This window comes from Rhizobium acaciae (genome assembly GCF_025941625.1).
Taxonomy (GTDB): Bacteria; Pseudomonadota; Alphaproteobacteria; order Rhizobiales; family Rhizobiaceae; genus Rhizobium; species Rhizobium acaciae.
The window spans coordinates 237,219-262,479 of the sequence record NZ_JAPCZO010000004.1; the positions used below are offsets into that span (position 1 = coordinate 237,219).

The window sequence follows — 25,261 nt, forward strand, 5'->3', positions numbered from 1 at the left end:
CTTCACCCCCCGAGAGGATCCGGTCGCAGCCCGCCGATGAAGAGCTGTTCCAGAAACCGCGCCGCATCCTCGAAGCGTCCTTCGCCCGAATGTTCCTGCCCCAGCACGGCACGCACCTGGACGTCGAAATCCGCGTAATGCTGCGTTGTAGACCAGATGGAAAAGATCAGATGGTAAGGATCGCATTTGACGATCTTGCCTGATTTCGCCCAGGCGCGGATGACCTCCGCCTTCTCGTCGACCAGTTCCTTCAGCGGCCCCTTCAGCTCGTCCTCGATATGCGGCGCGCCCTGCAGCACCTCATTGGCGAAGAGCCGGCTCTCGCGCGGAAAATCGCGGGCCATCTCCAGCTTGCGGCGGATGTAGCTGCGGATTTCCGCCTCCGGATTGCCTTCGGCGTTAAAGGCCCGCAGCGGCTCCAGCCAAGTGTAGAGCACCCGGTCGATCAGCGCCCGGTGCATCGCTTCCTTGGTGCGGAAATAATAGAGCAGGTTGGGTTTCGACATGCCGGCCACTTCGGCGATCTGGTCGATGGTCGAGCCGCGAAAGCCGCTTGCCGAAAACACGTCGAGGGCCGCTTCCAGGATCTGCTCTTCCTTCTCCTCCTGGATTCGCGTCCGCCTCAGGGTTTTCGCTGCTCTCGGTATGGTCACAGGCTGTCGTTTCCCCTTGAAATTCAACTTCTTCGCTCAAGTTTGGATTGGGGACGACCCTCACCGCTTCCTTGAGCAACTGCCCGTATTTTTATCGGCAATTTTCGTGATTTTCGTCTTGAGCCCGGCGGTGGAAGTTGTAATGTTTACCAATCGGTCAAATTATCCGCCAGATGCAAAACAAAGGCAACCGGCGATTTTCCGGCGCTCGACAAAACCAATAAGGGGGCGCAGGAAAGGACCACGGGAACAGGCGGGCATGCCTCTTTGCATGACTGCCGCAAACAGGTGAGGGCATACAAAATGGTGGCAGCACCAGGCGAGAACATGCGCGTCAATGGCGACCGTCTCTGGGACAGTCTCATGGAGATGGCGACGATCGGCCCCGGCATAGCGGGCGGCAACAACCGCCAGACGCTGACGGACGCCGATGCGCAGGGCCGCAGCCTTTTCAAAAAGTGGTGCGACGATGCCGGTCTGACCATGGGTGTCGACCGGATGGGCACGATGTTCGCCACCCGCCCCGGCGCCGATCCCGATGCTCTGCCCGTCTATGTCGGCTCGCATCTAGACACCCAGCCGACCGGCGGCAAATATGACGGGGTGCTCGGCGTGCTTGCGGCTCTCGAAGTCGTGCGCACGATGAACGATCTCGGCATCAAGACCAAACATCCGATCGTCGTGACCAACTGGACCAACGAGGAAGGGGCGCGTTTTGCTCCTGCCATGCTGGCGTCAGGCGTCTTCGCCGGCGTGCACAGCCTGGACTTTGCCTATAATCGCAGGGACCCCGAGGGCAATCTGTTCGGCGACGAACTGAAGCGCATCGGCTGGGTCGGCGACGAAGAAGTCGGCGGCCGCAAGATGCACGCCTATTTCGAATATCACATTGAGCAGGGACCGATTCTCGAAGCCGAGGAAAAGCAGATCGGCGTCGTCACCCATTGCCAGGGTCTCTGGTGGCTGGAATTCACGCTGACCGGCAAGGAAGCCCATACCGGTTCGACGCCGATGAACCTGCGCGTCAATGCCGGCCTCGCCATGGCCCGCATCCTGGAAATGGTCCAGGGCGTGGCGATGGGCGAACAGCCGGGCGCCGTCGGCGGCGTCGGACAGGTGTTCTTCTCGCCGAATTCCCGCAACGTACTGCCCGGCAAGGTGGTCTTCACCGTCGACATCCGCTCGCCCGACAAGGAGAAGCTTGACCGCATGCGGGCAAGGATCGAGGCGAAAGCGCCTGAGATCACCGACGCACTCGGCGTCGGCTGTTCCATCGAGGCGATCGGCCACTTCGAGCCGATCACCTTCGATCCGAAACTGGTCACGTCGGTGCGCGATGCCGCCGAGCGGCTCGGCTACAGCCACATGAACATCATCTCCGGCGCCGGCCACGACGCCTGCTGGGCCGCCAAGGTCGCACCGGCAACGATGGTCATGTGCCCCTGCGTCGGCGGGCTCTCGCACAATGAGGCGGAAGAGATCTCCAAGGAATGGGCGATGGCGGGAGCCGATGTGCTGTTCCATGCGGTGGTCGAGACGGCGGAGATCGTGGTGTGATGGCTTATGTCGCGCCCCGAGCCCCCTCATCCGACCCTTCGGGCCACCTTCTCCCCGCTGGGGAGAAGGGATCGGTAGACGTCGCGGTCTTCCCCTTCTCCCCTCGGGGAGAAGGTGCCCGAAGGGCGGATGAGGGGGCTCCGGGCGCGAAGAAAATTATCAAGCAGGATATCCGGAAGCATCGCACCAACAAGACCGACCAGGCGAGAACGCTTCGCCGCAACGAAACTGAAGAGGAATACCACCTCTGGAGCGACCTGCGCGCCCGCCGCTTGAACGGCTATAAGTTTGCAAGGCAAGTTCCCCTCGGCCCATTCATCGTCGATTTCCTCTGTCGTGAACAACGACTGATCGTCGAAGTCGACGGCTTCCAGCATGCCGATAGCGCGTCCGATCAGCGCCGAACTGAATGGCTCAATGGGAATGGCTATTCCGTGCTGCGCTTCTGGAATCGGGAAATCTCGCGCGAACGCCGCTCAGTTCTCGAAACGATTCTGGCCGCCTTGCAGGGCCGGATCGAGGTCAGCTTAGAACTGCCCAGCTTCTATTCGCCAGCCCAATCTGCAGACAAGAACGGGGAATGATCATGACCACAGTCATCAAGAACGGCACCATCGTCACCGCCGACCTGACCTATAAGGCTGACGTGAAAATCGACGGCGGCAAGATCATCGAGATTGGTCCGAACCTCTCCGGCGACGAAACACTCGACGCCTCCGGCTGTTATATCATGCCCGGCGGCATCGATCCCCACACCCATCTCGAAATGCCCTTCATGGGCACTTACTCCTCCGATGATTTCGAGAGCGGCACCCGCGCCGCCCTTTCCGGCGGCACGACCATGGTGGTCGATTTCGCCCTGCCCGCCCCCGGCCAGTCACTGCTTGAGGCACTGACCATGTGGGACAACAAATCGACCCGCGCCAACTGCGATTATTCATTCCACATGGCGGTCACCTGGTGGAGCGAGCAAGTCTTCAAGGAGATGGAGACCATCGTCCGCGAGAAGGGCATCAACACCTTCAAGCACTTCATGGCCTACAAGGGCGCGCTGATGGTCGATGACGACGAGATGTTCGCCTCCTTCCAACGCTGCGCCGAACTCGGCGCGCTGCCGCTGGTGCACGCCGAAAACGGCGACGTCGTCGCCTCGATGTCGGCAAGGTTGCTCGCCGAGGGCAATAATGGCCCCGAGGCGCATGCCTATTCCCGCCCGGCCGAGGTGGAAGGCGAAGCGACCAACCGCGCCATCATGATCGCCGACATGGCCGGCTGCCCGGTCTATATCGTCCACACCTCCTGCGAACAGGCACACGAGGCGATTCGCCGCGCGCGATCCAAAGGCATGCGCGTCTATGGCGAGCCGCTGATCCAGCACCTGACGCTCGACGAGAGCGAATATTCCAACCCCGACTGGGATCATGCCGCCCGCCGGGTGATGTCGCCGCCCTTCCGCAACAAGCAGCATCAGGATTCACTCTGGGCAGGGCTTGCCTCCGGCTCGCTGCAGGTCGTTGCCACCGACCATTGCGCCTTCACCACGGCGCAGAAGCGCTTCGGGCTCAGTGATTTCACCAAGATCCCGAACGGCACCGGCGGCCTCGAAGACCGCATGCCGATGCTCTGGACCCATGGCGTCAACACTGGCCGACTGACGATGAACGAATTCGTCGCCGTCACCTCGACTAACATCGCCAAGATCCTCAACATCTATCCGAAGAAGGGCGCGATCCTTGTCGGCGCCGATGCCGACATCGTCGTCTGGGACCCGAACCGTTCCAAGACCATTTCGTCCAAGGCCCAGCAGTCGGCGATCGACTACAATGTCTTCGAAGGCAAGGAAGTGACCGGCCTGCCGCGCTATACGCTGACGCGCGGCGTTGTCGCGATCGAGGAAAACACCATCAAGACGCGCGAGGGCCACGGCGAATTTGTCAGGCGCGAGCCGGTCACGGCTGTCAGCAAGGCGCTTTCCCAGTGGAAGGACATCACCGCGCCGCGCAAGGTGACGCGGAGCGGCATTCCGGCAAGCGGCGTATGACGATGGCGCATGACGACACGGCCATCAACGGGGGACCGCTGCCTCTATGCCAATGACCTCACGCCGGCACCAATGCGTCCAACTCCGGCAGAAGCACGACGCTTTCCTGCTCGTTCGGATCGGTGCGGGCGATGATCGCCGTGCACGGCGTGCTGCTGAGGTTCGCCGGCAGGTGCGGCACGCCGGCCGGGATATAGAAAAGTTCGCCGGCATGGACGATGACGTGATGCTCGAGCCGGTCTCCGTACCAGGTATGGGCTTCGCCGGAGAGCATGTAGATCGCCGTCTCGTGCGCCTCGTGCAGATGCGCCTTGGCGCGTACGCCCGGCGGGATCGTCAGGAGGTGCATGCAGATGCCCTTGGCACCGACCGTCTCGGCCGCGACCCCTTCGAAATAGCTGAGCCCCTGCTTGCCGCTATAGGCATGATTGGGGCGAACGATGTGGCAGGTGGGCTTTGATGTCACGTCCATCCTCATCCTCCATGGAGTGTGTCGTCGATAAAACCGGCGGTAATGATAGCACGCAAACCGCGCTCCCGCGGCGAAAACAAGACTGGTCGCATTGATGCAAGCACCCTCCGTCGTATCCGCCAAGGATCTCTGTCTCACCTACCAGGCGAATGACGGCCCGGTGAGTGCACTGAGCAATGTCAACCTCGATGTCCGCAAGGGCGATTTCGTCTCCTTCATCGGCCCGTCGGGCTGCGGCAAGACCACTTTCCTGCGTGTCATCGCCGATCTCGAGAAGAGCACGTCGGGCGAGATCTCGATCAACGGCATGACACCGGAAGAGGCTCGCAAGGCCCGCGCCTACGGCTATGTCTTCCAGGCGCCGGCGCTCTATCCCTGGCGCACCATCGAAAACAACATCGCCCTGCCGCTGGAGATCATGGGCTATTCCGGCGCCGACCGGACGCGGCGCATCGACGAAGCGCTCGATCTCGTCAGTCTTTCGGGTTTCGAGAAGAAATTCCCCTGGCAGCTTTCCGGCGGCATGCAGCAGCGCGCCTCGATCGCCCGTGCGCTCGCCTTCGACGCCGACCTGCTGCTGATGGATGAGCCCTTCGGTGCCCTGGACGAGATCGTCCGCGACCATCTGAACGAAGAGCTGCTGAAACTCTGGACCCGCACTAATAAGACGATCTGCTTCGTCACCCATTCCATCCCCGAGGCAGTCTACCTCTCGACCAAGATCGTGGTGATGTCTCCCCGCCCGGGCCGCGTGACCGATGTGATCGACTCGACCCTGCCGGCCGAACGCCCGCTCGACATCCGCGAAACCCCCGAGTTCCTGGAAATCGCTCATCGCGTCCGCGAAGGGCTGAGGACGGGGCACGCATGAGGAGCGGGAGCGTGCGCCCTGGGGTCACCCCCCTCTGCCCTGCCGGGCATCTCCCCCACAAGGGGGGAGATCGATATGCTGCACCGGCTTCCCCAAACAAGGATCGCCGTTCCGTTCGCTGTAGAGCCAACGGGGACCGACGCGCTATCCTCCTGCCGATCTCCCCCCTTGTGGGGGAGATGCCCGGCAGGGCAGAGGGGGGTGGCTGCGCGTTCGACGCCAACAAATGGGGGCAGTCGCTGTGAAACCCGACACCTTCAAGGACAAGATCGTCCCCGTCACCACAATCCTGCTGGCCCTCGTCGTCATCTGGTATGTCGCCGCCATCCTGATGAACGCTCCGTTCCAGCGCGACATGGACGGCCGCGCCGGCGTCACACCTTCGACCCTCGAATTCATCGGCAAGACGCTGGCGCAGCCGAAGCCGATCCTGCCGGCGCCGCATCAGGTGGCGCAGAACGTCTACGAGAACACCTTTCTGCGCAGCCTTTCGAGCAACCGCAGCCTCGTCTATCACAGCTGGGTAACGCTCTCCTCCACCCTGCTCGGCTTCGGCTTCGGCATGCTGCTCGGCATCCTTCTCGCCGTGCTGATCGTCCACAACCGCGCCATGGACCGCTCGCTGATGCCCTGGCTGGTGGCGAGCCAGACCATACCGATCCTCGCCATCGCGCCGATGATCGTCATCATCTCCTACAACGTACTGACCGGCGACAATGCCGTTGCGCATCTGTTGAATCTCGATTCCGACGCCTCCCGCCTTGTCTCGAAGGCGCTGATCTCCACCTACCTCTCCTTCTTTCCGGTCGCCGTCGGCATGGTGAAGGGGCTGCGTTCGCCTGAAATCATGCATCTCGACCTGATGCGCACCTATTTTGCCAGCCCGATGCAGACGTTCTGGAAGCTGCGCGTTCCGGCCTCGATCCCATTCCTCTTCACCTCGATGAAGGTCGCGATCGCCGCCAGCCTCGTCGGCGCCATCGTCGGCGAGCTGCCGACGGGTGCCGTCGCCGGCATCGGTTCGAAGCTGCTCGCCGGCTCCTATTACAGCCAGACTATCGATATCTGGGCCGCCCTCGTCGCCGGATCGCTACTGGCGGGCATCCTGGTTGCGATTGTCGGCGTTGCAGCGAAGATCGTCGACCGCGCCATGGGCGGGAGGCCGGCATGAGACATCTGACCTTCTCTTGGCAAGGCGTGGTTGCTCTCCTCCTCTGCGTCGGGGCGCTGACGGCCCTGCCGCTCCTGGCCGAGGGCGCGGCGCGCCCCCTTACCGACGGCACGGCAAGCCTCATTTTCACCATCGTCATCGCGGCTGCCCTGCTGTCATTCGCACCGCAGCCGCCGGCCTATCGGGCCACCGTGCTGTTTATCGGCGCGCATGGCGCCGCCTGGATGCTGCTTTCGGCTCTTTCCGGCAACGAGGGCACGGCGACGCGGCCTTTCTTCCTGCTGCTCTTTGCCTGCTGGCTGCTTGCCTGGCGATGCGTCACCGAACTGTCGAAACTGCACCCCGTCACCACTTTCGGCAAGTCGACGCTCCAGCTCCTGATCCCGGCGATCTTCGGCGCCTGGATCCTCATTCTCTGGGAAGCGGTCACGCGTGGCGCCGGCGTTCCCTTCATCCTGCTGCCGCCGCCGAGCGCCATCGGCGCGCGCTTCATGGCGTCGCTGCCCATCCTCGGCGCGGACGTCAGGCAGACGATCTTCAAGGCGGTGCTGATCGGTTATATCGTCGGCTGCCTCAGTGGCTTCGTCGTCGCGGTGCTCGCCGACCGCATCGCCTTCCTGCGCCGCGGCCTTCTGCCGATCGGCAACATGGTTTCGGCCCTGCCGATCATCGGCGTCGCCCCTGTCATGGTCATGTGGTTCGGCTTCGACTGGCCGTCGAAGGCCGCCGTCGTCATCATCATGACCTTCTTCCCGATGCTGGTGAATACCGTCGCCGGCCTTGCCGCCTCCGGCAGCATGGAGCGCGACCTGATGCGCACCTATGCCTCCGGCTATTGGCAGACGCTGCTGAAACTCAGGCTTCCGGCGGCAATGCCCTTCATTTTCAATGCACTGAAGATCAACTCGACGCTGGCGCTGATTGGTGCCATCGTTGCGGAATTCTTCGGGACGCCGATCGTCGGCATGGGCTTCCGCATCTCCACCGAGATCGGCCGCATGAATGTCGACATGGTCTGGGCGGAAATCGCCGTCGCGGCGCTGGCCGGCTCGATCTTCTATGGCATCATCGCCCTGACCGAACGGGCGGTGACGTTCTGGCATCCGTCTATCCGTGGTGGCTAGGCGCGCGCGGGCTCCAGAAACGGGTCCCGGGCATAACTTCAGAGGGTAAGGATAAGAAAATGAGAAAGTTGATGGTTGCAATGATGGCGAGCGCGATGTCGCTTGCATCGGCCCATGCGATGGCCGCCGACAAGGTGGTGCTGCAGCTGAAATGGGTCACGCAGAGCCAGTTCGGCGGTTATTATGTCGCCAAGGACAAGGGCTTTTACAAGGAAGAAGGCCTCGACGTCGAGATCAAGCCGGGCGGCCCCGATATCGCCCCCGAGCAGGTGATCGCCGGCGGCGGCGCCGATGTCATCGTCGACTGGATGGGCGGCGCCCTGGTTGCCCGCGAAAAGGGCGTTCCGCTCGTCAATATCGCCCAGCCCTACCAGAAGGCGGGCCTGGAAATGGTCTGCCGCAAGGACGGGCCGATCAAGACCGAAGCCGACTTCAAGGGCCACACACTCGGCGTCTGGTTCTTCGGCAACGAGTATCCCTTCTTCGCCTGGATGAACAAGCTCGGCCTGTCGACCGAAGGCGGTCCAAACGGCGTCACCGTGCTGAAGCAGAGCTTCGACGTGCAGCCGCTCGTCCAGAAGCAGGCCGACTGCATCTCCGTCATGACCTATAACGAATACTGGCAGGCGATCGATGCCGGCTTCAAGCCGGAAGAACTGACGGTCTTCAACTACACGGAAATGGGCAACGACCTTCTTGAAGACGGCCTCTATGCGATGGAAGACAAGCTGAAAGACCCGGCCTTCAAGGAGAAGATGGTCAAGTTCGTCCGCGCTTCGATGAAGGGCTGGAAATACGCCACCGAGAATCCCGACGAAGCCGCTGAGATCGTCATGGACAATGGCGGCCAGGACGACAACCATCAGAAGCGCATGATGGGCGAAGTCGCGAAGCTGGTCGGCGACAGCTCCGGCAAGCTGGACGAGGCGCTCTATGCCCGCACGGCAAAGGCGCTGCTCGACCAGAAGATCATCAGCAAGGAGCCGTCGGGCGCCTGGACGCACGACATCACCGACGCCGCTTCCAAGTAGTTTCGGCAAGATGCTAAGCGAAACGCGCGGGAGATTTCCCGCGCGTTTCGTCTTGTTCTAGAGCATGATGCCAAAAAGTGTCCGCGGTATTCGGACGACATTCTCTATCTATTTGATTTAGATGCTGATTCAGATTTCCGGTCAGTCGGCCTAAATCATCTGCATCCAGCAACCGAAAAAAAATGCCTTGCAACTGTCGCATTTATCGGGCGTCAAACGTCTTAGGGATGAGCGTGATCAATCTTCGTAATGTTGACATAACCTTGCGGTGATTGATTGACGTCGGAATGGTAATTATTATCGCCTAATGGGGAATTGTTTTCTGCCGGACTTGTAGATCGAGCAAATCGATACCACCTACAAGCCGAATTTGCCGGCGAGGGATGAAGACGGCAAAGGATCGGCGGATACCTCTGAGAATGCAGGAAGGGCAGTGGCCTGATCGCGCGCTGAGTGGCAGACGCTCGAGTTCGGCCAACCTTATCATAAGATTGGACGACGACGCATGGCACGCAAGCCGATTGGAATTCTAGGCGCCTCTACTCTTTTTGCAGCGGCACTTGCTGCATCCACCGCATTTTCGCAGGAAGCGCCGGTCGCAAAACCGCAGCAAAACCTGCCGGCGATCGTCGTCACCACGGCGGTGAATCGCACCCTCGTCGACCGTGTCATCGGCACCGGAACGGTCAAGCCTGTCGAGGAAGTCTATATCCAGCCGCAGGTCGAGGGCCTCTCGATTCGCACGTTGAAAGCCGATATCGGCGACAAGGTTCAGGCCGAAAGCACGCTGGCGACGCTCAACGATGACGCAGTGGTCCTGGAAAAGAGCCAGATGATGGCGACGAAGGCCAAGGGCGAGGCAAGCCTCGCCCAGCTGCGCGCCCAGCTCATCGAGGCGCAGGCCAACGCCGAACAGGCAAGGCAGCAGCAGGCCCGCGCCCAGGAAATGGTCAAGAAGGGCACGGTTTCCACCGCCCAGGTCGAACAGGCCGATGCGACTGCTGCCGCAGCCAATGCCCGCGTCGTCTCCGCCGAACAGGCGATCGAGGTCTCCGAAGCCGATCTCAAGGTCTTCGACAGCCAGATCGCCGATGCGGATTTGAAGCTGGCGCGCACCGATGTGAAGACGCCGGTCGCCGGTACGGTCTCGGCGAAGAATGCCAAGGTCGGCGCCATTGCCGCCGGCAACGGCGATCCGCTGTTCACCATCATCCGCGACGGCGATATCGAGCTTGTCGCCGAGGTCGCCGAAAGCGATGTTGTCAGGATCATGGCCGGCCAAAAGGCAACGATTTCGCTTTCCGGCAGCCGTGACAAGCTTTCCGGCGCCGTACGCCTGGTTTCGCCGACTGTCGATCCGGTCACCCGCCTTGGCCTCGTCCATATCTCCATCGACGATGACAGCAAGGCGCGTTCCGGCATGTATGGCAGCGCCGAGATCATCGTGCGCGAGACTGAAGGCGTAGCGCTTCCCCTGACCGCGGTGCTCACCAGCAACGAAGGCTCCTCCGCCCGCAAAGTCGAGGACGGCGTGGTGAAATTCGCCAAGATCGAGACCGGCATCCAGGACGGCGCCTATGTCGAGGTCATCGATGGATTGAAGACCGGCGACGAGGTCGTGGCCAAGGCGGGCGCTTACGTCCGCGACGGCGACCGCATCACGCCGGTGCGTGAACAGCCCTCGGCTTCCAACTAAAGAGACCATCCGATGAATTTTTCAGCCTGGTCCATCCGAAATCCCATCGCGCCGCTGCTGGCCTTCTGCCTGCTGATGTTCATCGGCATACAGTCCTTCAACAAGCTGCCAATCACGCGCTTTCCGAACATCGACGTGCCGCTCGTTTCGATCAGCGTGACGCAGAGCGGCGCTTCACCGGCCGAACTCGAAATGCAGGTGACGAAGGAGATCGAAGACGCGATCGCCTCCATCACCGGCATCGACGAAATCTCGTCCACGGTAACCGACGGCAGCTCGCAGACCAATGTGATGTTCCGGATGGAAGTGCCGACGGAACAGGCCGTGCAGGACGTCAAGGACGCGATCGATCGCATTCGCAGCGATCTGCCGGCGACGGCCGAAGCGCCGATCGTCACCAAGGTCGATGTCGAGGGTCAGGCAATCCAGACCTTCGCCGTTTCCTCGCCGGCCATGTCGCTGGAAGAACTCTCCTGGTTCGTCGACGACACGATCAAACGTTCGCTGCAGGGCCAGGCCGGCATCGGCCGTGTAGACCGTTACGGCGGCGCAGATCGCGAAGTGCGTATCGAACTCACCCCTGACAAGCTCAATGCCTATGGCATCACTGCCGCCAGCGTGAACCAGCAGCTGCGCGGCACCAACATCGACCTCGGCTCCGGCCGCGGCCAGGTGGCGGGCAGCGAACAGGCGATCCGTGTTCTCGGCGACGCCCGCAACGTCGCCGACCTCGCCAATACCACCATTGGCCTGCCGAACGGCCGCTTCGTCAAACTATCCGATCTCGGCGTTATCAAGGACACCTATGAGGAGCCGAAATCCTTCTCGCGATTCAACGCTACGCCGGTCGTTACCTTCGGCGTTTTCCGCTCGAAGGGCGCCAGCGAAGTCAGCGTCGCCGAAACCGTGGCACAAAACCTCGACAAGGTGCGAGCCGAAAATCCGAATGTGAAGATCGAACTGATCGATGATTCGGTCTATTTCACCTACGGCAACTACGAAGCCGCCATTCATACGCTCCTCGAAGGTGCGCTGCTCGCCGTTATCGTCGTCTTCCTGTTTCTGAGGAACTGGCGTGCGACTCTGATTTCGGCAATCGCCCTACCCTTGTCTGCGATCCCGACCTTCTGGGTTATGGACATGATGGGCTTCTCGCTGAACCTGGTCAGCTTCCTCGCGCTGACGCTTGCGACCGGCATTCTTGTCGACGATGCGATCGTCGAAATCGAAAACATCGCCCGCCACATCAAGATGGGCAAGACGCCCTATCGGGCGGCGATCGAGGCGGCCGATGAAATCGGCCTTGCCGTCATCGCCACCACCTTCACGATCATCGCCGTCTTCGTGCCCGTTTCTTTCATGCCGGGTATTCCGGGCCAGTACTTCATCCAGTTCGGCCTGACCGTCGCCTTCTCGGTTTTCTTCTCGCTGATGGTCGCGCGCCTCATCACCCCGATGATGGCCGCCTATCTCATGCGCGCCGAAGACGGCGTCGACGACCATCACGACAATGACGGCCTGCTGATGCGGGGATACACGCGCCTTGTCACAGGCACGACCCGCAAGTGGTATTGGCGCTATACGACGCTGATCGTAGCCCTCCTCTTCACGGTTGGTTCGGTCATCGCGCTGTTCATGTTCGTGCCCGGCAGCTTCCTACCGACGGAAGACGCTTCGCGCATCGTTCTCTCCGTCGAGCTGCCGCCCAATGCACGGCTCGACGATACCGAGAAGACGACGGATGCGATCTATGACAGGGTCAAGGACATCAACGGCGTCGAAAGCGTCTTCGTCCTCGGCGGCGCGTCGCCGAAGGGCGATCTCGAGCTGCGCCGCGCGACCATCACGCTGGCACTTCACAAGCTCGACCAGTCACTGATCAAGAAGGTGGTCAATGACGTCTTCGGCGCTATCCCGGTCATAGGGCCAATACTGCCGAAGGTGGAAGTCCATGGCCGCGAACGCCCGCAATGGGACATCGAAACGGAAGTCTACGCCAAGCTGCGCGACATTCCCGACGTTCGAATCCTCAAGCTCAACGACCGCGGCGAACGCGGCCTCACCTTCAACTTCCTCTCCAAGAACGAGAAGGACCTGAACGACGCGGTCGGCATTCTGGAATCGAAGCTCCGCGCCGATCCGCTGCTTGCCAATGTCAGCGCCGACGGCTCGCTGCCCCGCCCGGAACTGCAGGTTCACCCGCGCATGGATGAAGCTGCTCGCCTCGGTATCACGCCGCAGCAGATCTCCGAGACGATCCGCGTCGCCACCATCGGCGATGTCGATGCCGCCCTTGCCAAGATCTCGCTCGACGATCGCCAGATCCCGATCCGGGTCCAGGCAGCGGTCGACATGCGTCGCGATCTCGCGGCCATCCGGACATTGAAGATCCAGACCGCCAGCGGCGGCACCGTTCCGCTCGCGAGCGTCGCCAATATCGACTATTCGGAAGGCGTAAGCTCGATCAAGCGCAACAACCGCTACCGCGTCGTCTCGATCGGTTCCGACCTGCCGCAGGGCGTAGCACTCGACACCGCTTCGGCCCGCTTCCGTCAGATCGTCAACGACGCCAATATCCCGGCCACGGTGCACCTTGCCGAAAGCGGCGACACCAAGGTGCAAAGCGAGATGCAGCAGAGTTTCGTCAACGCCATGTTGATGGGCCTGCTGCTGGTGCTGACGGTGCTGATCCTGCTCTTCAAGGACGTGATCCAGCCCTTCACCATCCTGTTCTCGCTGCCGCTCGCCATTGGCGGCGTCGCAGCCGGCCTGATCCTCACCAGCAATCCGCTGTCGATGCCTGTCATGATCGGCATCCTGATGCTGATGGGTGTCGTCACCAAGAACGCCATTCTGCTCGTCGATTTCGCAATCGAGATGCGCCATCAGGGCATGCCTCGCGTCGAGGCCATGGTCGAAGCCGGCCGCAAGCGCGCCCGACCGATCATCATGACCTCGATCGCCATGTCGGCGGGCATGCTGCCTTCCGCGCTTGGTGTCGGCGAAGGCGGCTCGTTCCGCGCGCCGATGGCAATCGCGGTGATCGGCGGCATCATCGTCTCGACCGTGCTCTCGCTCGTTGTCGTGCCCTCCTTCTTCCTGATCATGGACGATCTGTCCCGCCTGCTCGGCTGGGCTTTCGGCCGCCTGGTCGGCAGGAAGGACGAAGAGGAACTGCCGCTGTCACGCGAGGATCTCACCCGCGTCACCCGGGAGAACCGCGAGGACATCGACTCGCTGGAGGAGCGCCTGACCGCGATCGAAAAGCCGGAAAGCAAACGCAAGACCGCCAACGGCAACGACACCAACGTGCTGCGACTACCGCCCTTCGCGGCGGAATAAGCAAAGCCGAGGAATTGAACGGGCCGGGAGCGATCTCCCGGCCCGTTTCGTTTTTTTCATTCATCTCTGACGGTTGACCAAAATCAATTCCGTCGCCGTCTCCTTCCCGTATTTTGTCCGGCAGCATAAAGAATTGAAAAGACCGGCCATATCAGGAGACCGGGAGATGAACAGAACGCTGACACTCAACGGCCATGAGGCCGCTGTACTTGCCAGGGCCGCCTTCATGGCCGGGCTCGACCACGACGAGGCCGAAGGCCTGCGCGCCTGCGCCACCGTTCTCCTCTGCGACCCGCACGACGTTCTCTTCGAGGAGGGCGACAAGGCGGCCTATTTCTATTGCGTGCTCAGCGGTTATGTCAGGCTCTATCGCCACAATGGCGACGGCAGGCAGGTCGATATCCGCATCTGCGAACCCGGCGACAGTTTCGCCGAATGCCTGATCCATACCGCCGAAACCTATCGTTACGGCGCACAGGCGATGGATCATGCCGTGCTGGCGCGCTTCCACATTCCCAAGGTTCGGCTATTGCTCGAGGAACGGCCGCGGATCGGCAAGGCGATCATGCGCAGCCTGTCGCTGCATCTGATCTCGACAATGGAATGCCTGGCAAGCGACCGCATGCAGACGGCGCCGCAGCGCGTGGCAAACTATCTGCTGACACATTGCGTCGAGGACGGTGCGGCCGCGTCGCTGCGGCTGCCCTTTCCGAAAAACCTGCTTGCCCGCAAGCTCGGTCTCGCGCCGGAGGCGCTTTCGCGCGCCTTCTCGACGCTGAAGACGAGAGGTGTCACGGTCCGCGGCCGGGCGATCGCCATCAGCGACATCAAAGTGCTGCGGCAGATCTGACCGTCAGAGCATGATGCCGAAAGGCTCAAAAGCATGTCGCGCAAACTGTGCAAGCGCTTCAGAGCCCGCCCTGCTCCCTGAGGAAGCTGACGATCGAGCTGACGCCGTCGCCGCGCTTCATGTCGGAGAAGACGAAGGGGCGGCTCGCACGCATGCGCGTTGCATCCCGGTCCATGACCTCGAGATCGGCGCCGACATAGGGCGCCAGATCCTTCTTGTTGATGACAAGCAGGTCCGATCGGGTGATGCCAGGTCCGCCCTTGCGCGGGATTTCCTCGCCCTGGCAGACGGAGATGACATAGATGGTGATATCGGCAAGATCGGGCGAAAAGGTCGCTGCCAGATTGTCGCCGCCGGATTCGATGAAGACGACGTCGAGATCGGGGATCCGCTGGTTGAGGCCAGCGATCGCCTGCAAATTGATCGTCGCATCCTCGCGGATGGCGGTATGCGGGCAGCCACCCGTCTCGACGCCGACGATGCGGTCCGAAGTCAATGCCTGCATCCGCACCAGCGCCTCGGCATCCTCGGTCGTGTAGATATCGTTGGTGACGACGGCGACGGAATAATCGTCGCGCATCGCCTTGCAGAGCTTTTCGGTCAGCGCCGTCTTGCCCGAGCCGACCGGCCCGCCGATGCCGACACGCAAAGGTCCGTTTCTTGATTTCATGTGCCTTACTCCAATCGAACCCCGATGATAACGAAGCCGCCCGCCTGCGCCACCGTCAAATGACTTAGAGCGCTTGTTTTTCTTCGAATCACGGAAGCGCTCTATCTCTTTGTTTTCACGCAATTCCGGACGCAAAACCGCTGCGCGCTTTTGCTGGAATTGCTCTCGCCGCAGCGATAATTTCGGACAATCACGAGCGGAACAGCCGTGTCGCCTGGGTCTCGTGGCGCAGGCTGGCAATATCGGCCTGCACCGTCGCCGAACCCAGATCGTCGAGCGTCGAGGCCGCCGCCCGCCGGGCGACCTCCGCGATATGATCTTCGAGACCGGCAAGCACGGCAACGCCATCCCTCTGTCCGGCGACGCCGAGGCGGATGCCTGATGAAACCGCTTGTGAGGCATAGGCGTGCAGGAAGGCGGCGAGTGCCTTCTCGGGCTTTATGCCATGGGCGCCCGTTACCGCCCCGACCGCAATCGGATAAGCGACCTTGTCGGGCAGCCGCTCAAACACCCCGTCCGGCCAAGCCCGCGCCGCTGCGAGGAAAGCCTCGCCGAGCAGCATCGTTTCCTGATGGCGCTCGCGTGATCCGGCAAGCGCCTCGGCGAGCGCGGCGATTTCGGCAAGGCGCACAGCTTCCGCTTGGTGCCTGTGGCTTTCAGCCAGGAGCACCGCATCGTTCCAGACCGAACCATTGCCGATCAGCGTGCCTGTCCAGGTAGCAAGCGAGGTAGCACCTGTGACGAGCCCGTCGGCAACCGCCCGCTCCAGCCCGCCCGAATAGGCAAAGCTGCCGATCGGAAAGGCCGGTGAGAGCCATGCCGTCAGGCGCAGCAGTGCCTGCAGCTCGCGATCCCTGGTCATCAAGGCTCAGTCATGCTTGTGGTCGTGATCATGACCGCGATCGTGGCGGTGCTCATGCTCATGCTCGTAGCCATGTTCGTGATCATGATCATGCCCGTGGTCATGCCCGTGCTCATGATTGTGATCGTGATCATGCCCATGCGAATGCCCGCCTTGGGAATGGTAGGCGCCGCGCGCCGGCTGGAACGGCTCGTCGATCTCGAGGACAACGGCGCCGAGGCCCTGCAGCATGGTGCGGATGACGTGATCGCGCAGGATGACGATGCGGTCTTCCTCGATCTGGGCGGCAAGATGCCGGTTGCCGAGATGCCAGGCGAGCTCGACCAGATGCGTGCGGTCGCGTCCGCGAACCTCGAAGAGCTTCTCGTCGGCGGCGAGGATCTCGATCAGTTCGCCGTCGTCGCGCACCAAAAGGTCGCCATTGGCGAAAAGCACCGGATCCTTGAGATCGAGCATGACCATCTCGCCATTTTCCAGATGCAGCAGCTTGCGGCGCAGATGGCGCAGATCATGCGGCAGCTTGACCTGGGCGATCGGATGAGAAGAAGGGGTTCCGGCGGGAAGATAAGAGGTGACGCGCTGCATGACATGTCCGTTTTTCTGAGAGGACGACCATGCAAAATAGCTCTTCCCGATGCAAGCACCAATGGCCTTTCGTCGGGTCCGGCTTTTATATTCCGTAAGCCTGCATCACATTGTCGCTCTCCGGTCCTCTGTTCTCGCCATCGACGCCGTTATCGACGAGCCCGTGCCAGGCGTGATGCAGACCTTCCCGTTCGTGTACGACGCGATTGCGCCCAAGCGCCTTGGCGAGATAGAGCGCCCGGTCGGCGGAAGCATAGACCGCCTCCTTGTTGCGCTCGGCGACGAGATCGGCAACGCCGCCGGAAACGGTGATGCGGATATCGTGCCCCTCAATCCTGATGGCGCCGCCGGCGATCCGGGCTCGGACGCTTTCGATGCGCTCCATCCGCGCCTCCAGCGGCTCGCCGGAGACGATGACGCCGAACTCCTCCCCACCCAGCCGTGCGACGACGGACATCTCATCGAAGGCGGAGGTGAGCATGGCCGAAACGGCGACGATAACGGCATCGCCGCAGCCATGGCCGAAGCGGTCATTGATCGTCTTGAAACGGTCGACGTCAAAAATCACCAGAGACGCGTTGCCATCGGTATTCTCGAGCGCCTCGGTAAAAGCGCGCCGGTTGAGCAGCCCGGAAAGCGTATCGGTGCGGCTGAGCTTTTCGAATTCCGCCCGCGAGAGCGCGAGATCGCGCATGGCAAAGCCGGCAAACAGCGACAGCATGCCGGAAACGGTACCGCCGATCAGCCAGGAAAAGATCGCGCTGAAGCCGATTGCATGGGCAAGCGTCACCGGTAGAAGCCCGAGAAGATCGAGCGACGGCATCGTCAATGCGATAATGACTCCTGAGAGAATAACGGCAAGAAAAGCCATCTTCAGGGCGAAGACGTAGACGTTCCTGCGGTATTGAAGATCGCCAAAATCGGCCTGCAGCGAAATCCAGTTTCTCATGAGAATCAACCTTCCTGCTCGGCGTTTCCAGGCATTGATAAGAGCCCAATTGCTGCGGGTGTCTTAATTGACTCGTTAAAATTCGAACGGTTTCGGACGTTTCGGTGGACAGAATTTTTCTAGCAGGGGATGCAACTTTCCAGTCTCTGAATCGAACACTGCAGAGAGACAGTTAAATAACTGATATGAAAGGAATTTATCGAGCTTGGCGACGCGAATGCTCCAGAATGGTTTAGCTGGAGAAAATAACGGTTTCTCCACCGATTTTTACAACCAAATGGAGAGCGCTATTCACAATTCACTTTAAGAGCGGACTGGCCCGACGGCTGCTTCAATTGTAGACAGAAACAGACAATCGCAATGCTTGTGGAAGCGGGTTCCATATGCCGGTTCGAAGCCCCGCCGAGCGCAAGGCAGCGGCAGTCCAGGTGTTGCAACCGAATAGGGCGTTGAAGTATCCCCTGGCCTCGAAGAACCGGTCGATCTCGCTGTAACCCGCATCCGCAATCGGCACCACCGCGCCCGCGTCACGGACGAAGCTGTCCGAGATAAAAGCGCGCAGCTGCGCCAATTGATCCTCACTGACATCGAATGCCGTAACGGTGGGCTGCGGCTCGGTGATAGGGCCGGCAAGGTCTACATGCAGCACTGAACGGTCGATCGTCAGCGCGCGCAACACCGGCAGTGGCTTCAGCTCCGCCCATGTGGGAGTTTCCAGATAGAAGGCACGACCGCCCCAGCCAATAATGAGCCACTCCGCGCTCGGATGGCCGAGCGGAAAACCGGTATCATCGAGGAAGGAAAAGGCAGCCCGCGTTTCCGCGTCGAGCGGAATGGCAATATCGGTATGGATCGAGCCCGACAGCAGCAGGATCCGATGCGTCACTGCGGCAGACGACGCCTTGACCGGCGCAATCAGCGGCCGGGGAATAAGGGTCCCGCAGACCGCCGAAAGCACGAGCAGGAATACCATCCGCAACAACCAGCGGATGCCTGTCCTCATCGCAGCCGTCCATCACACATCGGACTTGGGCCTAGAACAGGAAATAGCGCTGCGCCATCGGCAGCACCGTCGCCGGCTCGCATGTCAGCAATTCGCCGTTCGCCCTGACCTCGTAGGTCTCGGGATCGACCTCGATCTCGGGTGTCAGGTCGTTGTGGATCATCGATGCCTTGGAGATACCGCCGCGCGTATTCTTCACCGCGACCAGTTCCTTGGCGACGCCGAGCCGGCCCTTCAGGCCGGCATCGAGCGCGGCCTGGCTGACGAAGGTAACGGAGGAATTGGTGAGGCTCTTGCCATAGGAGGCAAACATCGGCCGGTAGTGCACCGGCTGCGGCGTCGGGATCGAGGCGTTCGGATCGCCCATCGGGGCGGCCGCGATCGAGCCACCGAGCAGCACCATATCGGGCTTCACCCCGAAGAAGGCCGGATTCCACAGCACGAGGTCGGCGCGCTTGCCGACTTCGACCGAGCCGATCTCACGGCTGAGACCATGAGCGATCGCCGGATTGATCGTGTATTTGGCGATATAGCGGCGGACGCGGAAATTGTCGTTGTCGCCCTTTTCCTCCTTCAGCCGGCCGCGCTGGCGCTTCATCTTGTCGGCCGTCTGCCAGGTGCGGATCGCCACTTCGCCGACGCGGCCCATGGCCTGGCTGTCGGACGAGATGATCGAGAAGGCGCCGATATCGTGCAGGATGTCTTCGGCGGCGATCGTCTCCTTGCGGATCCGGCTTTCGGCAAAGGCGATATCTTCGGGGATCGACGGCGACAAATGGTGGCAGACCATCAGCATGTCGAGATGCTCTGCGATGGTATTGACCGTATAGGGACGCGTCGGATTGGTCGACGACGGGATGACATTCGGCTGGCCGCAGATCTTGATGATATCGGGCGCATGCCCGCCGCCCGCGCCTTCCGTATGGAAGGCATGGATGGTGCGGCCCTTGATGGCGCCGATCGTATCCTCGACGAAGCCGCTTTCATTCAGCGTATCGGTATGGATCATCACCTGCACGTCGTATTCGTCGGCAACCGACAGGCAGCAGTCGATGGCGCCTGGTGTCGTGCCCCAATCCTCGTGCAGCTTCAGCGAAGTGGCGCCGGCCAGCACCATTTCGGTCAGTGCCCCCGGCAGCGAGGCATTGCCCTTGCCGGCAAAGGCGAGGTTCATCGGAAATGCGTCGGCCGCTTCGATCATGCGCGCGAGATGCCAGGGGCCGGGCGTGCAGGTGGTGGCAAGCGTGCCGTGTGCCGGACCGGTGCCGCCGCCAAGCATGCAGGTCATGCCGCTCATCAGCGCTTCCTCGATCTGCTGCGGCGCGATGAAATGGATATGGCTGTCCATGCCACCGGCGGTGACGATCTTGCCTTCGGCGGCGATCGCCTCCGTGCCGGGGCCGACGATGATGTTGACACCCGGCTGCATGTCGGGATTACCGGCCTTGCCGATCGCGACGATGCGCCCATCCTTGAGGCCGATATCGGCCTTGTAGATGCCCGAATGATCGACGACGACCGCATTGGTGATGACCGTATCGACCGCGCCATCGGCCCGCGTCACCTGGCTCTGTCCCATGCCGTCGCGGATCACCTTGCCGCCGCCGAATTTCACCTCCTCGCCATAGGTGGTGAAATCCTTCTCGATCTCGATGAAAAGCTCCGTATCGGCAAGGCGCACCTTGTCGCCGGTGGTCGGTCCGAACATGCCGGCATAGGCGGCGCGCGAGATCTTGTAGGGCATCTATCAGGCTCCTTGGGAGGAAGAGACGAGTGTTTCTCCGCCGAGCCGCTTGAGGCGGCCAGCGGCAATATAGCTATCGACAAGTTGTCGTTCGGCCGAAAACGGGTGCCATTCCCAGCCGACGTGGCCAAAGCCGGCAAGTGTCGCCTCGGCCGCGGCATATGTGTTCAGCACCTCGGCAATGACGATCATACCGCTGCTCGGCACGACATAGGGCGCTGGAGAAAACGCCGAAATCGCTGCATCGACGGCATCGTGAATCGACTTGTCGATGACGACGTGCGTCTTGCCGGTGTCGGCGCAGAAGGCGCTGAACTCAGCGGTATAGTCGTCGCAGAAATCGTCGAGTTCCGGATGCGAGACGGCAAGCGGCGCCCGCATCGCGGCGAATTTTTCCGGGTCGCGCACGCTCCAGATTTCGTCGGCCGCAACGACGCCCGGATGGGCGCGCCACTCACGCGAACCGAGCATAGCCTTTGCCGGCCTGCCGGTGTTGCAGACCGCGACGGCATCCGTGCGGCTGCCGCCGGCGCCATAGGAGCGGCAATCATTGAAGCGGATGACGAAATCGGCGGCATCGATGATGCCTGATATCCCGTCTCCGACTTCGCCATTGCCGACGATCATGATCTTCCTGATCACCCTAGTTGCTCATCGTATCTTCGAGCTCTTTCAGCTCTTTCGTGCGTTTGTCCGTAATGTTGGCGAGGCATCCGGCGACCAGCATCGGCTCCATCGTGCCGCCACGGGCCTGAAAGCCGAAGGCGTCGCATTCGGCATCGCGATAATCGATCCAGGCGCGTTGCGCCTTGACCAGCGCCTGCTCCGCACCCTTCATGTCGCCATCCAGATCCTTGTCGATCGCTGCCAGGACGGCGCGAGTCTTCTTGTATTGCACATTCAAAGCCTTGTCGGCGGCCTCATGGCGCGCCGCCTCGCAAGACGTCATGTCCGATTGTGTCTTGGGACTGTTGCAATCGATATCCTCAGCAGAGGCAGCACCTGTCGTCAGCAGCATCGCCGCCCCGACGAGGCAGATATTCAAGCGCATGCATTCCTCCAGCCTATTGTTCTTAAAGCTTGCCCATCACCAGCTGGCGGAAACCGTAAACCTCGCGCTTGCCGGAAAGCGGGATCAGCGTCACCGAGCGCGTCTGCCCCGGCTCGAAGCGCACCGCCGTCCCCGCCGGAATATCGAGCCGCTTGCCGTGTGCTGCCGCGCGATCGAAGGAAAGCCCGGCATTGGTCTCGGCGAAATGATAGTGGCTGCCGACCTGCACCGGCCGATCACCCGTATTGGAAACCTCCAGCGTCACCGTCGGCGCGCCGGCATTCAGTTCGATGTCGCCGCTTGCGGCAATGATTTCGCCTGGAATCATCTCGTTCTCCTTAAGCCGCCTTGGGCGCGCAGCCCTCGGCTTTCAGCACACGCTTCGTCGACGCCGGATTTTTGGCGAGCATGGCCGCCGGCCGAATGGGTCTCGCGACGAGATTGCCGCCGCAGTTCGGGCAAACACCCTCCAGCACGCCGTCCACGCAATTGGCGCAGAAGGTGCATTCATAGGTGCAGATCCGTGCCTGAGTGCTATCCGGCGGCAGATCCTTGTCGCAGCATTCGCAGTTGGGCCTGAGCTCGAGCATCCCTATCTCCTCACCGGATCGGCTCGTGCACGGTGACGAGCTTGGTGCCATCAGGAAACGTCGCCTCCACCTGCACGTCATGGATCATCTCGGCAATGCCCTCCATCACCTGGGAGCGGCCGATCACATGGGCGCCGGCTTCCATCAGCTCGGCAACCGGGCGGCCATCGCGGGCGCCTTCGACGACGAAGTCGCTGATCAGCGCGATCGCTTCGGGATAGTTCAACTTGACGCCGCGCTCCAGCCGTCGCCGCGCCACCATCGCCGCCATCGAAATCAACAGCTTGTCTTTTTCTCTCGGAGTGAGGTTCATCGCTTGTCCATCTGCTTGACCGAATGCTTACGTTCATAGATTCCAGACTTTCGGCACAGGCGCACCATTGCGCAAGGCGGAAATGACGGGGATCAGGATTTTTCTGAGTGAGAAGCCGTCGGCTGCGGCAAGGCGAACGACGAGCTTGCCATTCCAAGCGCTCGCACCGCCCATCAATCCTTCGACCAGCGGCCGGACTTTGCTAAGATAGGCTTCTGAAAGCGGCCCGGCATAAAGCAGCGTCGCAAAGGCCACTTGTCCGCCGAGCACGGCCTGCCGCGCCGCCAGTGCCGCCACACCTTCGGAAAGCCTGAGTTCTTCGGCGTGGATCAGTTGACCCGAGCGGCGGATCCGCCAGCGATCGCGGAACAGCCCCGATACCACCGCCTCACCCATCGCCTTGCGGCCGAGCAGCACGGCTTCGACGGCCAGAAATTCGGCGCTCTCGTCAAGATCGACATCCAGCCGGCGGAAAAGTGCGGCCCGGTCGAAGAGGATCGTTTCCTGCGGCAGCCAGTCGACGCGGGCTTGGGCTTCGACCTTGATGCTGGTCGCCACCTCGGCGATGCCTGCCGATGCCTTGTAGATCTTCTCGCAAGCCTGAGTGGTGACGTCGATGCGCGTGCCGGGGCCGGCATCCACGCTCCAATCCATCCGATCGCCGCCCGTCAAACCGCCAGCAGTATTGATGATGACGGCTTCCATGGAGGCGTCGAAGGTATCGGGCAGGCGGATTTTCGCTGCCCCCTCCTGATAGAGTTCACGAATGCGCGTGCGGCCATCGAACAGCTTTGCCGCCAGATGCCCGCGCCCTTCCGCTCTTTGCGGTCTCGTGCCTGCCGCCGCAATCGTCATATCGTCCCTTTCGGTCGCGCCCCTGGTTTTCATTCAAGCGCGCGGATAACGGAAAGCAAGCAATTCCTATGCCGCCCCGAGCAGACCTCTGGCGGCGGCGGACGGTTTTCCAGGCGCCGCGCCCTCTGCTGCAAAATGTGGCATCTGCCGGTCAGACAGTCAGGTGGCGGCGGGCCTCCGGCGTATCCAGCGTCTCGGCAAGCCCTTCATGCACGATTTCGCCGCGGTCCATGATGTAGACATAGTCGGCAAGCTCGCGGCAGAAATCGAGATACTGCTCGACGAGCAGGATCGCCATGCCTGTGGAGTCGCGCAGATAGCGGATCGCCCGGCCGATATCCTTGATGATCGATGGCTGAATGCCCTCGGTCGGCTCGTCGAGCACGAGAATCCTCGGCCGTGTCACCATCGCGCGCCCGATCGCCAGCTGCTGCTGCTGCCCGCCGGAAAGATCGCCGCCGCGACGTGACAACATCGACTTCAGCACCGGGAAGAGACTGAAGATGTCATCGGGGATGTTGCGGTCGCGGCGGCCAAGCGGAGCAAAGCCGGTTTCGAGATTTTCCTTGACTGTCAGCAGCGGGAAGATTTCGCGCCCCTGCGGCACATAGCCGATGCCCTGCTTGGCGCGGGCAAAGGGCGGCAGGCCGTTGAGCTTGGTATCGTTGAAGGTGACGGTGCCGGCCGACAGCGGATGCTGGCCGGTAACGGCGCGCAGAAGAGAACTCTTCCCCACGCCGTTACGCCCCAGCACGCAGGTGATCTTGCCCATCTCCGCTTTGATCGAGATGCCGCGCAGCGCCTGAGCGGCGCCATAATGCAGGTTTGCGTTTTCGACTGTCAGCATGATGCCGTCTCCTGAATCTTTGCGGGTCCAAAAAAGACCCCTCCCCAACCCCTCCCCACAAGGGGGAGGGGCAAACTCGGAGCTGCCGTCCCACTTCTCAGGAGATCATAGGAAAGCTGGCAATCGTAGCGATGAGCGAGCGCCGGGGTTAAGCCCCTCCCCCTTGTGGGGAGGGGTTGGGGAGGGGTGGCACACCCATCAACATCCGATGTATCCATCATCCCTCACCGCCCCAAATAGTTCTCGATGACCTTCGGATCCGAACTCACAAAGTCGATCGAGCCCTCCGCCAGCACCGATCCCTCAGCAAGGCAGGTCACCTTGACGCCGAGGTCGCGGATGAAGCCCATGTCATGTTCGACGACGACGACCGAGCGGGTTTTGGCGATATCCTTGAGCAGGATCGCGGTTTCCGCCGTCTCCGCATCGGTCATGCCGGCCACCGGCTCGTCGACCAGCAGGAGCTTCGGCTCCTGCGCCAAGAGCATGCCGATCTCCAGCCATTGCTTCTGCCCGTGCGAGAGATTGGCGGCGAATTCGTCGCGGCGATGCGTCAGCCGCACCGTTTCGAGGATCTCCTCGATGCGCGTCTTGTCCTCGCCCGAAAGCCGGTAGAACAGTGTTGAGAACACGCCGCGACGGCGGTTCAGCGCCAGCTCCAGATTGTCCCACACCCTATGGCTCTCGAAGACCGTCGGCTTCTGAAACTTGCGGCCGATGCCGAGCTGGGCGATATCGGCCTCGTCCTTCTTGGTAAGATCGATCGTGCCGTTGAAGAATACCTCGCCCTCGTCGGGCCTGGTCTTGCCGGTTATGATATCCATCATCGTCGTCTTGCCGGCGCCGTTCGGGCCGATGATGGCGCGAAGCTCGCCGGGTTCGATGACGATCGACAGCGAATTCAGCGCCTTGAAGCCATCGAAGGAAACCGAGACGCCGTTGAGGTAAAGCACGCTGGTGGGTTTGTCGTCGGGGATCATGGCG

Annotated in this window: 26 protein-coding genes; 10 read left to right on the forward strand and 16 right to left on the reverse strand. The window is 61.6% G+C overall.

Annotation, left to right across the window (positions count from 1 at the left end):
- Positions 1 to 2: 2 nt before the first annotated feature.
- Positions 3 to 680, reverse strand: coding sequence for a TetR family transcriptional regulator C-terminal domain-containing protein (locus OLZ32_RS08665; RefSeq protein WP_221967311.1), 678 nt, complete (start codon positions 678 to 680; stop codon positions 3 to 5).
- A 276-nt stretch (positions 681 to 956) separates the two neighbouring features.
- Here OLZ32_RS08665 and OLZ32_RS08670 point away from each other — a divergent pair, with 276 nt between their 5' ends.
- Genes OLZ32_RS08670 through hydA form a run of 3 tightly spaced genes read left to right on the forward strand, consistent with a single transcriptional unit; the run spans position 957 to position 4,251 of the window.
- Positions 957 to 2,210, forward strand: coding sequence for a Zn-dependent hydrolase (locus tag OLZ32_RS08670; RefSeq protein ID WP_264397489.1), 1,254 nt, complete (start codon positions 957 to 959; stop codon positions 2,208 to 2,210).
- Positions 2,210 to 2,794: an endonuclease domain-containing protein gene (locus tag OLZ32_RS08675; protein WP_264397488.1), complete on the forward strand. Its 585-nt coding sequence runs from the start codon at positions 2,210 to 2,212 to the stop codon at positions 2,792 to 2,794. Before OLZ32_RS08670 ends, OLZ32_RS08675 begins: the two co-directional genes overlap by 1 nt.
- Before the next feature lie 2 nt (positions 2,795 to 2,796).
- A complete protein-coding gene (gene hydA, locus OLZ32_RS08680) occupies positions 2,797 to 4,251 on the forward strand; it encodes a dihydropyrimidinase (RefSeq protein ID WP_264397487.1) in 1,455 nt (484 codons plus the stop codon).
- 58 nt (positions 4,252 to 4,309) lie between these two features.
- Here the strand turns inward: hydA and OLZ32_RS08685 are convergent, their stop codons facing one another.
- Positions 4,310 to 4,723, reverse strand: a complete 414-nt coding sequence (locus OLZ32_RS08685) for a cupin domain-containing protein (RefSeq protein ID WP_138386806.1) — start codon at positions 4,721 to 4,723, stop codon at positions 4,310 to 4,312.
- 94 nt (positions 4,724 to 4,817) lie between these two features.
- On the opposite strand from OLZ32_RS08685, the gene OLZ32_RS08690 reads away from it, so the two are divergent.
- The 7 genes from OLZ32_RS08690 to OLZ32_RS08720 all read left to right on the forward strand — a co-directional run bounded on the left by OLZ32_RS08690 (position 4,818) and on the right by OLZ32_RS08720 (position 14,808).
- Positions 4,818 to 5,594 carry an ABC transporter ATP-binding protein gene (locus tag OLZ32_RS08690; RefSeq protein WP_020486807.1) on the forward strand — a complete coding sequence of 259 codons (777 nt, stop codon included), beginning with the start codon at positions 4,818 to 4,820 and terminating at the stop codon, positions 5,592 to 5,594.
- A gap of 241 nt (positions 5,595 to 5,835) precedes the next feature.
- Positions 5,836 to 6,765: an ABC transporter permease gene (locus tag OLZ32_RS08695; RefSeq protein WP_264397486.1), complete on the forward strand. Its 930-nt coding sequence runs from the start codon at positions 5,836 to 5,838 to the stop codon at positions 6,763 to 6,765.
- Positions 6,762 to 7,889, forward strand: a complete 1,128-nt coding sequence (locus OLZ32_RS08700) for an ABC transporter permease (protein WP_264397485.1) — start codon at positions 6,762 to 6,764, stop codon at positions 7,887 to 7,889. The genes OLZ32_RS08695 and OLZ32_RS08700 overlap by 4 nt, the downstream gene beginning before the upstream one ends.
- Positions 7,890 to 7,948: 59 nt before the next feature.
- Positions 7,949 to 8,920, forward strand: a complete 972-nt coding sequence (locus OLZ32_RS08705; RefSeq protein WP_003542286.1) for an ABC transporter substrate-binding protein — start codon at positions 7,949 to 7,951, stop codon at positions 8,918 to 8,920.
- A gap of 505 nt (positions 8,921 to 9,425) precedes the next feature.
- A complete protein-coding gene (locus OLZ32_RS08710) occupies positions 9,426 to 10,616 on the forward strand; it encodes an efflux RND transporter periplasmic adaptor subunit (protein ID WP_264397484.1) in 1,191 nt (396 codons plus the stop codon).
- Between the two features lie 12 nt (positions 10,617 to 10,628).
- Positions 10,629 to 13,958, forward strand: a complete 3,330-nt coding sequence (locus tag OLZ32_RS08715) for an efflux RND transporter permease subunit (RefSeq protein ID WP_003542289.1) — start codon at positions 10,629 to 10,631, stop codon at positions 13,956 to 13,958.
- 166 nt (positions 13,959 to 14,124) lie between these two features.
- Positions 14,125 to 14,808 (forward strand): Crp/Fnr family transcriptional regulator, encoded by a 684-nt coding sequence (locus OLZ32_RS08720; RefSeq protein ID WP_003542291.1) that lies wholly within the window; start codon positions 14,125 to 14,127, stop codon positions 14,806 to 14,808.
- A gap of 58 nt (positions 14,809 to 14,866) precedes the next feature.
- Here the strand turns inward: OLZ32_RS08720 and ureG are convergent, their stop codons facing one another.
- The 14 genes from ureG to urtD form a co-directional block, all read right to left on the reverse strand.
- Positions 14,867 to 15,478 (reverse strand): urease accessory protein UreG, encoded by a 612-nt coding sequence (ureG, locus tag OLZ32_RS08725; RefSeq protein ID WP_003542294.1) that lies wholly within the window; start codon positions 15,476 to 15,478, stop codon positions 14,867 to 14,869.
- Between the two features lie 190 nt (positions 15,479 to 15,668).
- Positions 15,669 to 16,340 (reverse strand): urease accessory protein UreF, encoded by a 672-nt coding sequence (locus tag OLZ32_RS08730; protein ID WP_264397483.1) that lies wholly within the window; start codon positions 16,338 to 16,340, stop codon positions 15,669 to 15,671.
- A gap of 6 nt (positions 16,341 to 16,346) precedes the next feature.
- The gene (gene ureE, locus OLZ32_RS08735) at positions 16,347 to 16,925 is read right to left on the reverse strand and encodes an urease accessory protein UreE (protein WP_003542298.1); all 579 of its coding nucleotides are present in this window, start codon (positions 16,923 to 16,925) and stop codon (positions 16,347 to 16,349) included.
- An 85-nt stretch (positions 16,926 to 17,010) separates the two neighbouring features.
- Positions 17,011 to 17,874 (reverse strand): GGDEF domain-containing protein, encoded by an 864-nt coding sequence (locus OLZ32_RS08740; RefSeq protein ID WP_003542300.1) that lies wholly within the window; start codon positions 17,872 to 17,874, stop codon positions 17,011 to 17,013.
- Positions 17,875 to 18,205: 331 nt separating this feature from the next.
- Positions 18,206 to 18,877: a TIGR02117 family protein gene (locus tag OLZ32_RS08745; RefSeq protein ID WP_003542302.1), complete on the reverse strand. Its 672-nt coding sequence runs from the start codon at positions 18,875 to 18,877 to the stop codon at positions 18,206 to 18,208.
- A 31-nt stretch (positions 18,878 to 18,908) separates the two neighbouring features.
- Positions 18,909 to 20,621, reverse strand: coding sequence for an urease subunit alpha (gene ureC, locus OLZ32_RS08750; RefSeq protein ID WP_025395685.1), 1,713 nt, complete (start codon positions 20,619 to 20,621; stop codon positions 18,909 to 18,911).
- Between the two features lie 3 nt (positions 20,622 to 20,624).
- Positions 20,625 to 21,248: a glycosyltransferase family 29 protein gene (locus tag OLZ32_RS08755; RefSeq protein WP_264420643.1), complete on the reverse strand. Its 624-nt coding sequence runs from the start codon at positions 21,246 to 21,248 to the stop codon at positions 20,625 to 20,627.
- Between the two features lie 16 nt (positions 21,249 to 21,264).
- On the reverse strand, positions 21,265 to 21,672 hold the full coding sequence (locus tag OLZ32_RS08760; RefSeq protein ID WP_003542308.1) for a lysozyme inhibitor LprI family protein: 408 nt from the start codon (positions 21,670 to 21,672) through the stop codon (positions 21,265 to 21,267).
- A 22-nt stretch (positions 21,673 to 21,694) separates the two neighbouring features.
- Complete coding sequence (locus OLZ32_RS08765) at positions 21,695 to 22,000, reverse strand: urease subunit beta (protein WP_003542314.1); 306 nt, start codon at positions 21,998 to 22,000, stop codon at positions 21,695 to 21,697.
- A gap of 10 nt (positions 22,001 to 22,010) precedes the next feature.
- On the reverse strand, positions 22,011 to 22,262 hold the full coding sequence (locus tag OLZ32_RS08770) for a DUF1272 domain-containing protein (protein WP_264420541.1): 252 nt from the start codon (positions 22,260 to 22,262) through the stop codon (positions 22,011 to 22,013).
- Positions 22,263 to 22,272: 10 nt separating this feature from the next.
- Positions 22,273 to 22,575 carry an urease subunit gamma gene (locus OLZ32_RS08775; RefSeq protein ID WP_003542318.1) on the reverse strand — a complete coding sequence of 101 codons (303 nt, stop codon included), beginning with the start codon at positions 22,573 to 22,575 and terminating at the stop codon, positions 22,273 to 22,275.
- 33 nt (positions 22,576 to 22,608) lie between these two features.
- Positions 22,609 to 23,430 (reverse strand): urease accessory protein UreD, encoded by an 822-nt coding sequence (locus OLZ32_RS08780; RefSeq protein WP_026159992.1) that lies wholly within the window; start codon positions 23,428 to 23,430, stop codon positions 22,609 to 22,611.
- 151 nt (positions 23,431 to 23,581) lie between these two features.
- Positions 23,582 to 24,277 carry an urea ABC transporter ATP-binding subunit UrtE gene (gene urtE, locus OLZ32_RS08785; RefSeq protein ID WP_003542323.1) on the reverse strand — a complete coding sequence of 232 codons (696 nt, stop codon included), beginning with the start codon at positions 24,275 to 24,277 and terminating at the stop codon, positions 23,582 to 23,584.
- Between the two features lie 224 nt (positions 24,278 to 24,501).
- Positions 24,502 to 25,257, reverse strand: a complete 756-nt coding sequence (gene urtD, locus OLZ32_RS08790; protein WP_264420543.1) for an urea ABC transporter ATP-binding protein UrtD — start codon at positions 25,255 to 25,257, stop codon at positions 24,502 to 24,504.
- Positions 25,258 to 25,261 lie beyond the last annotated feature (4 nt).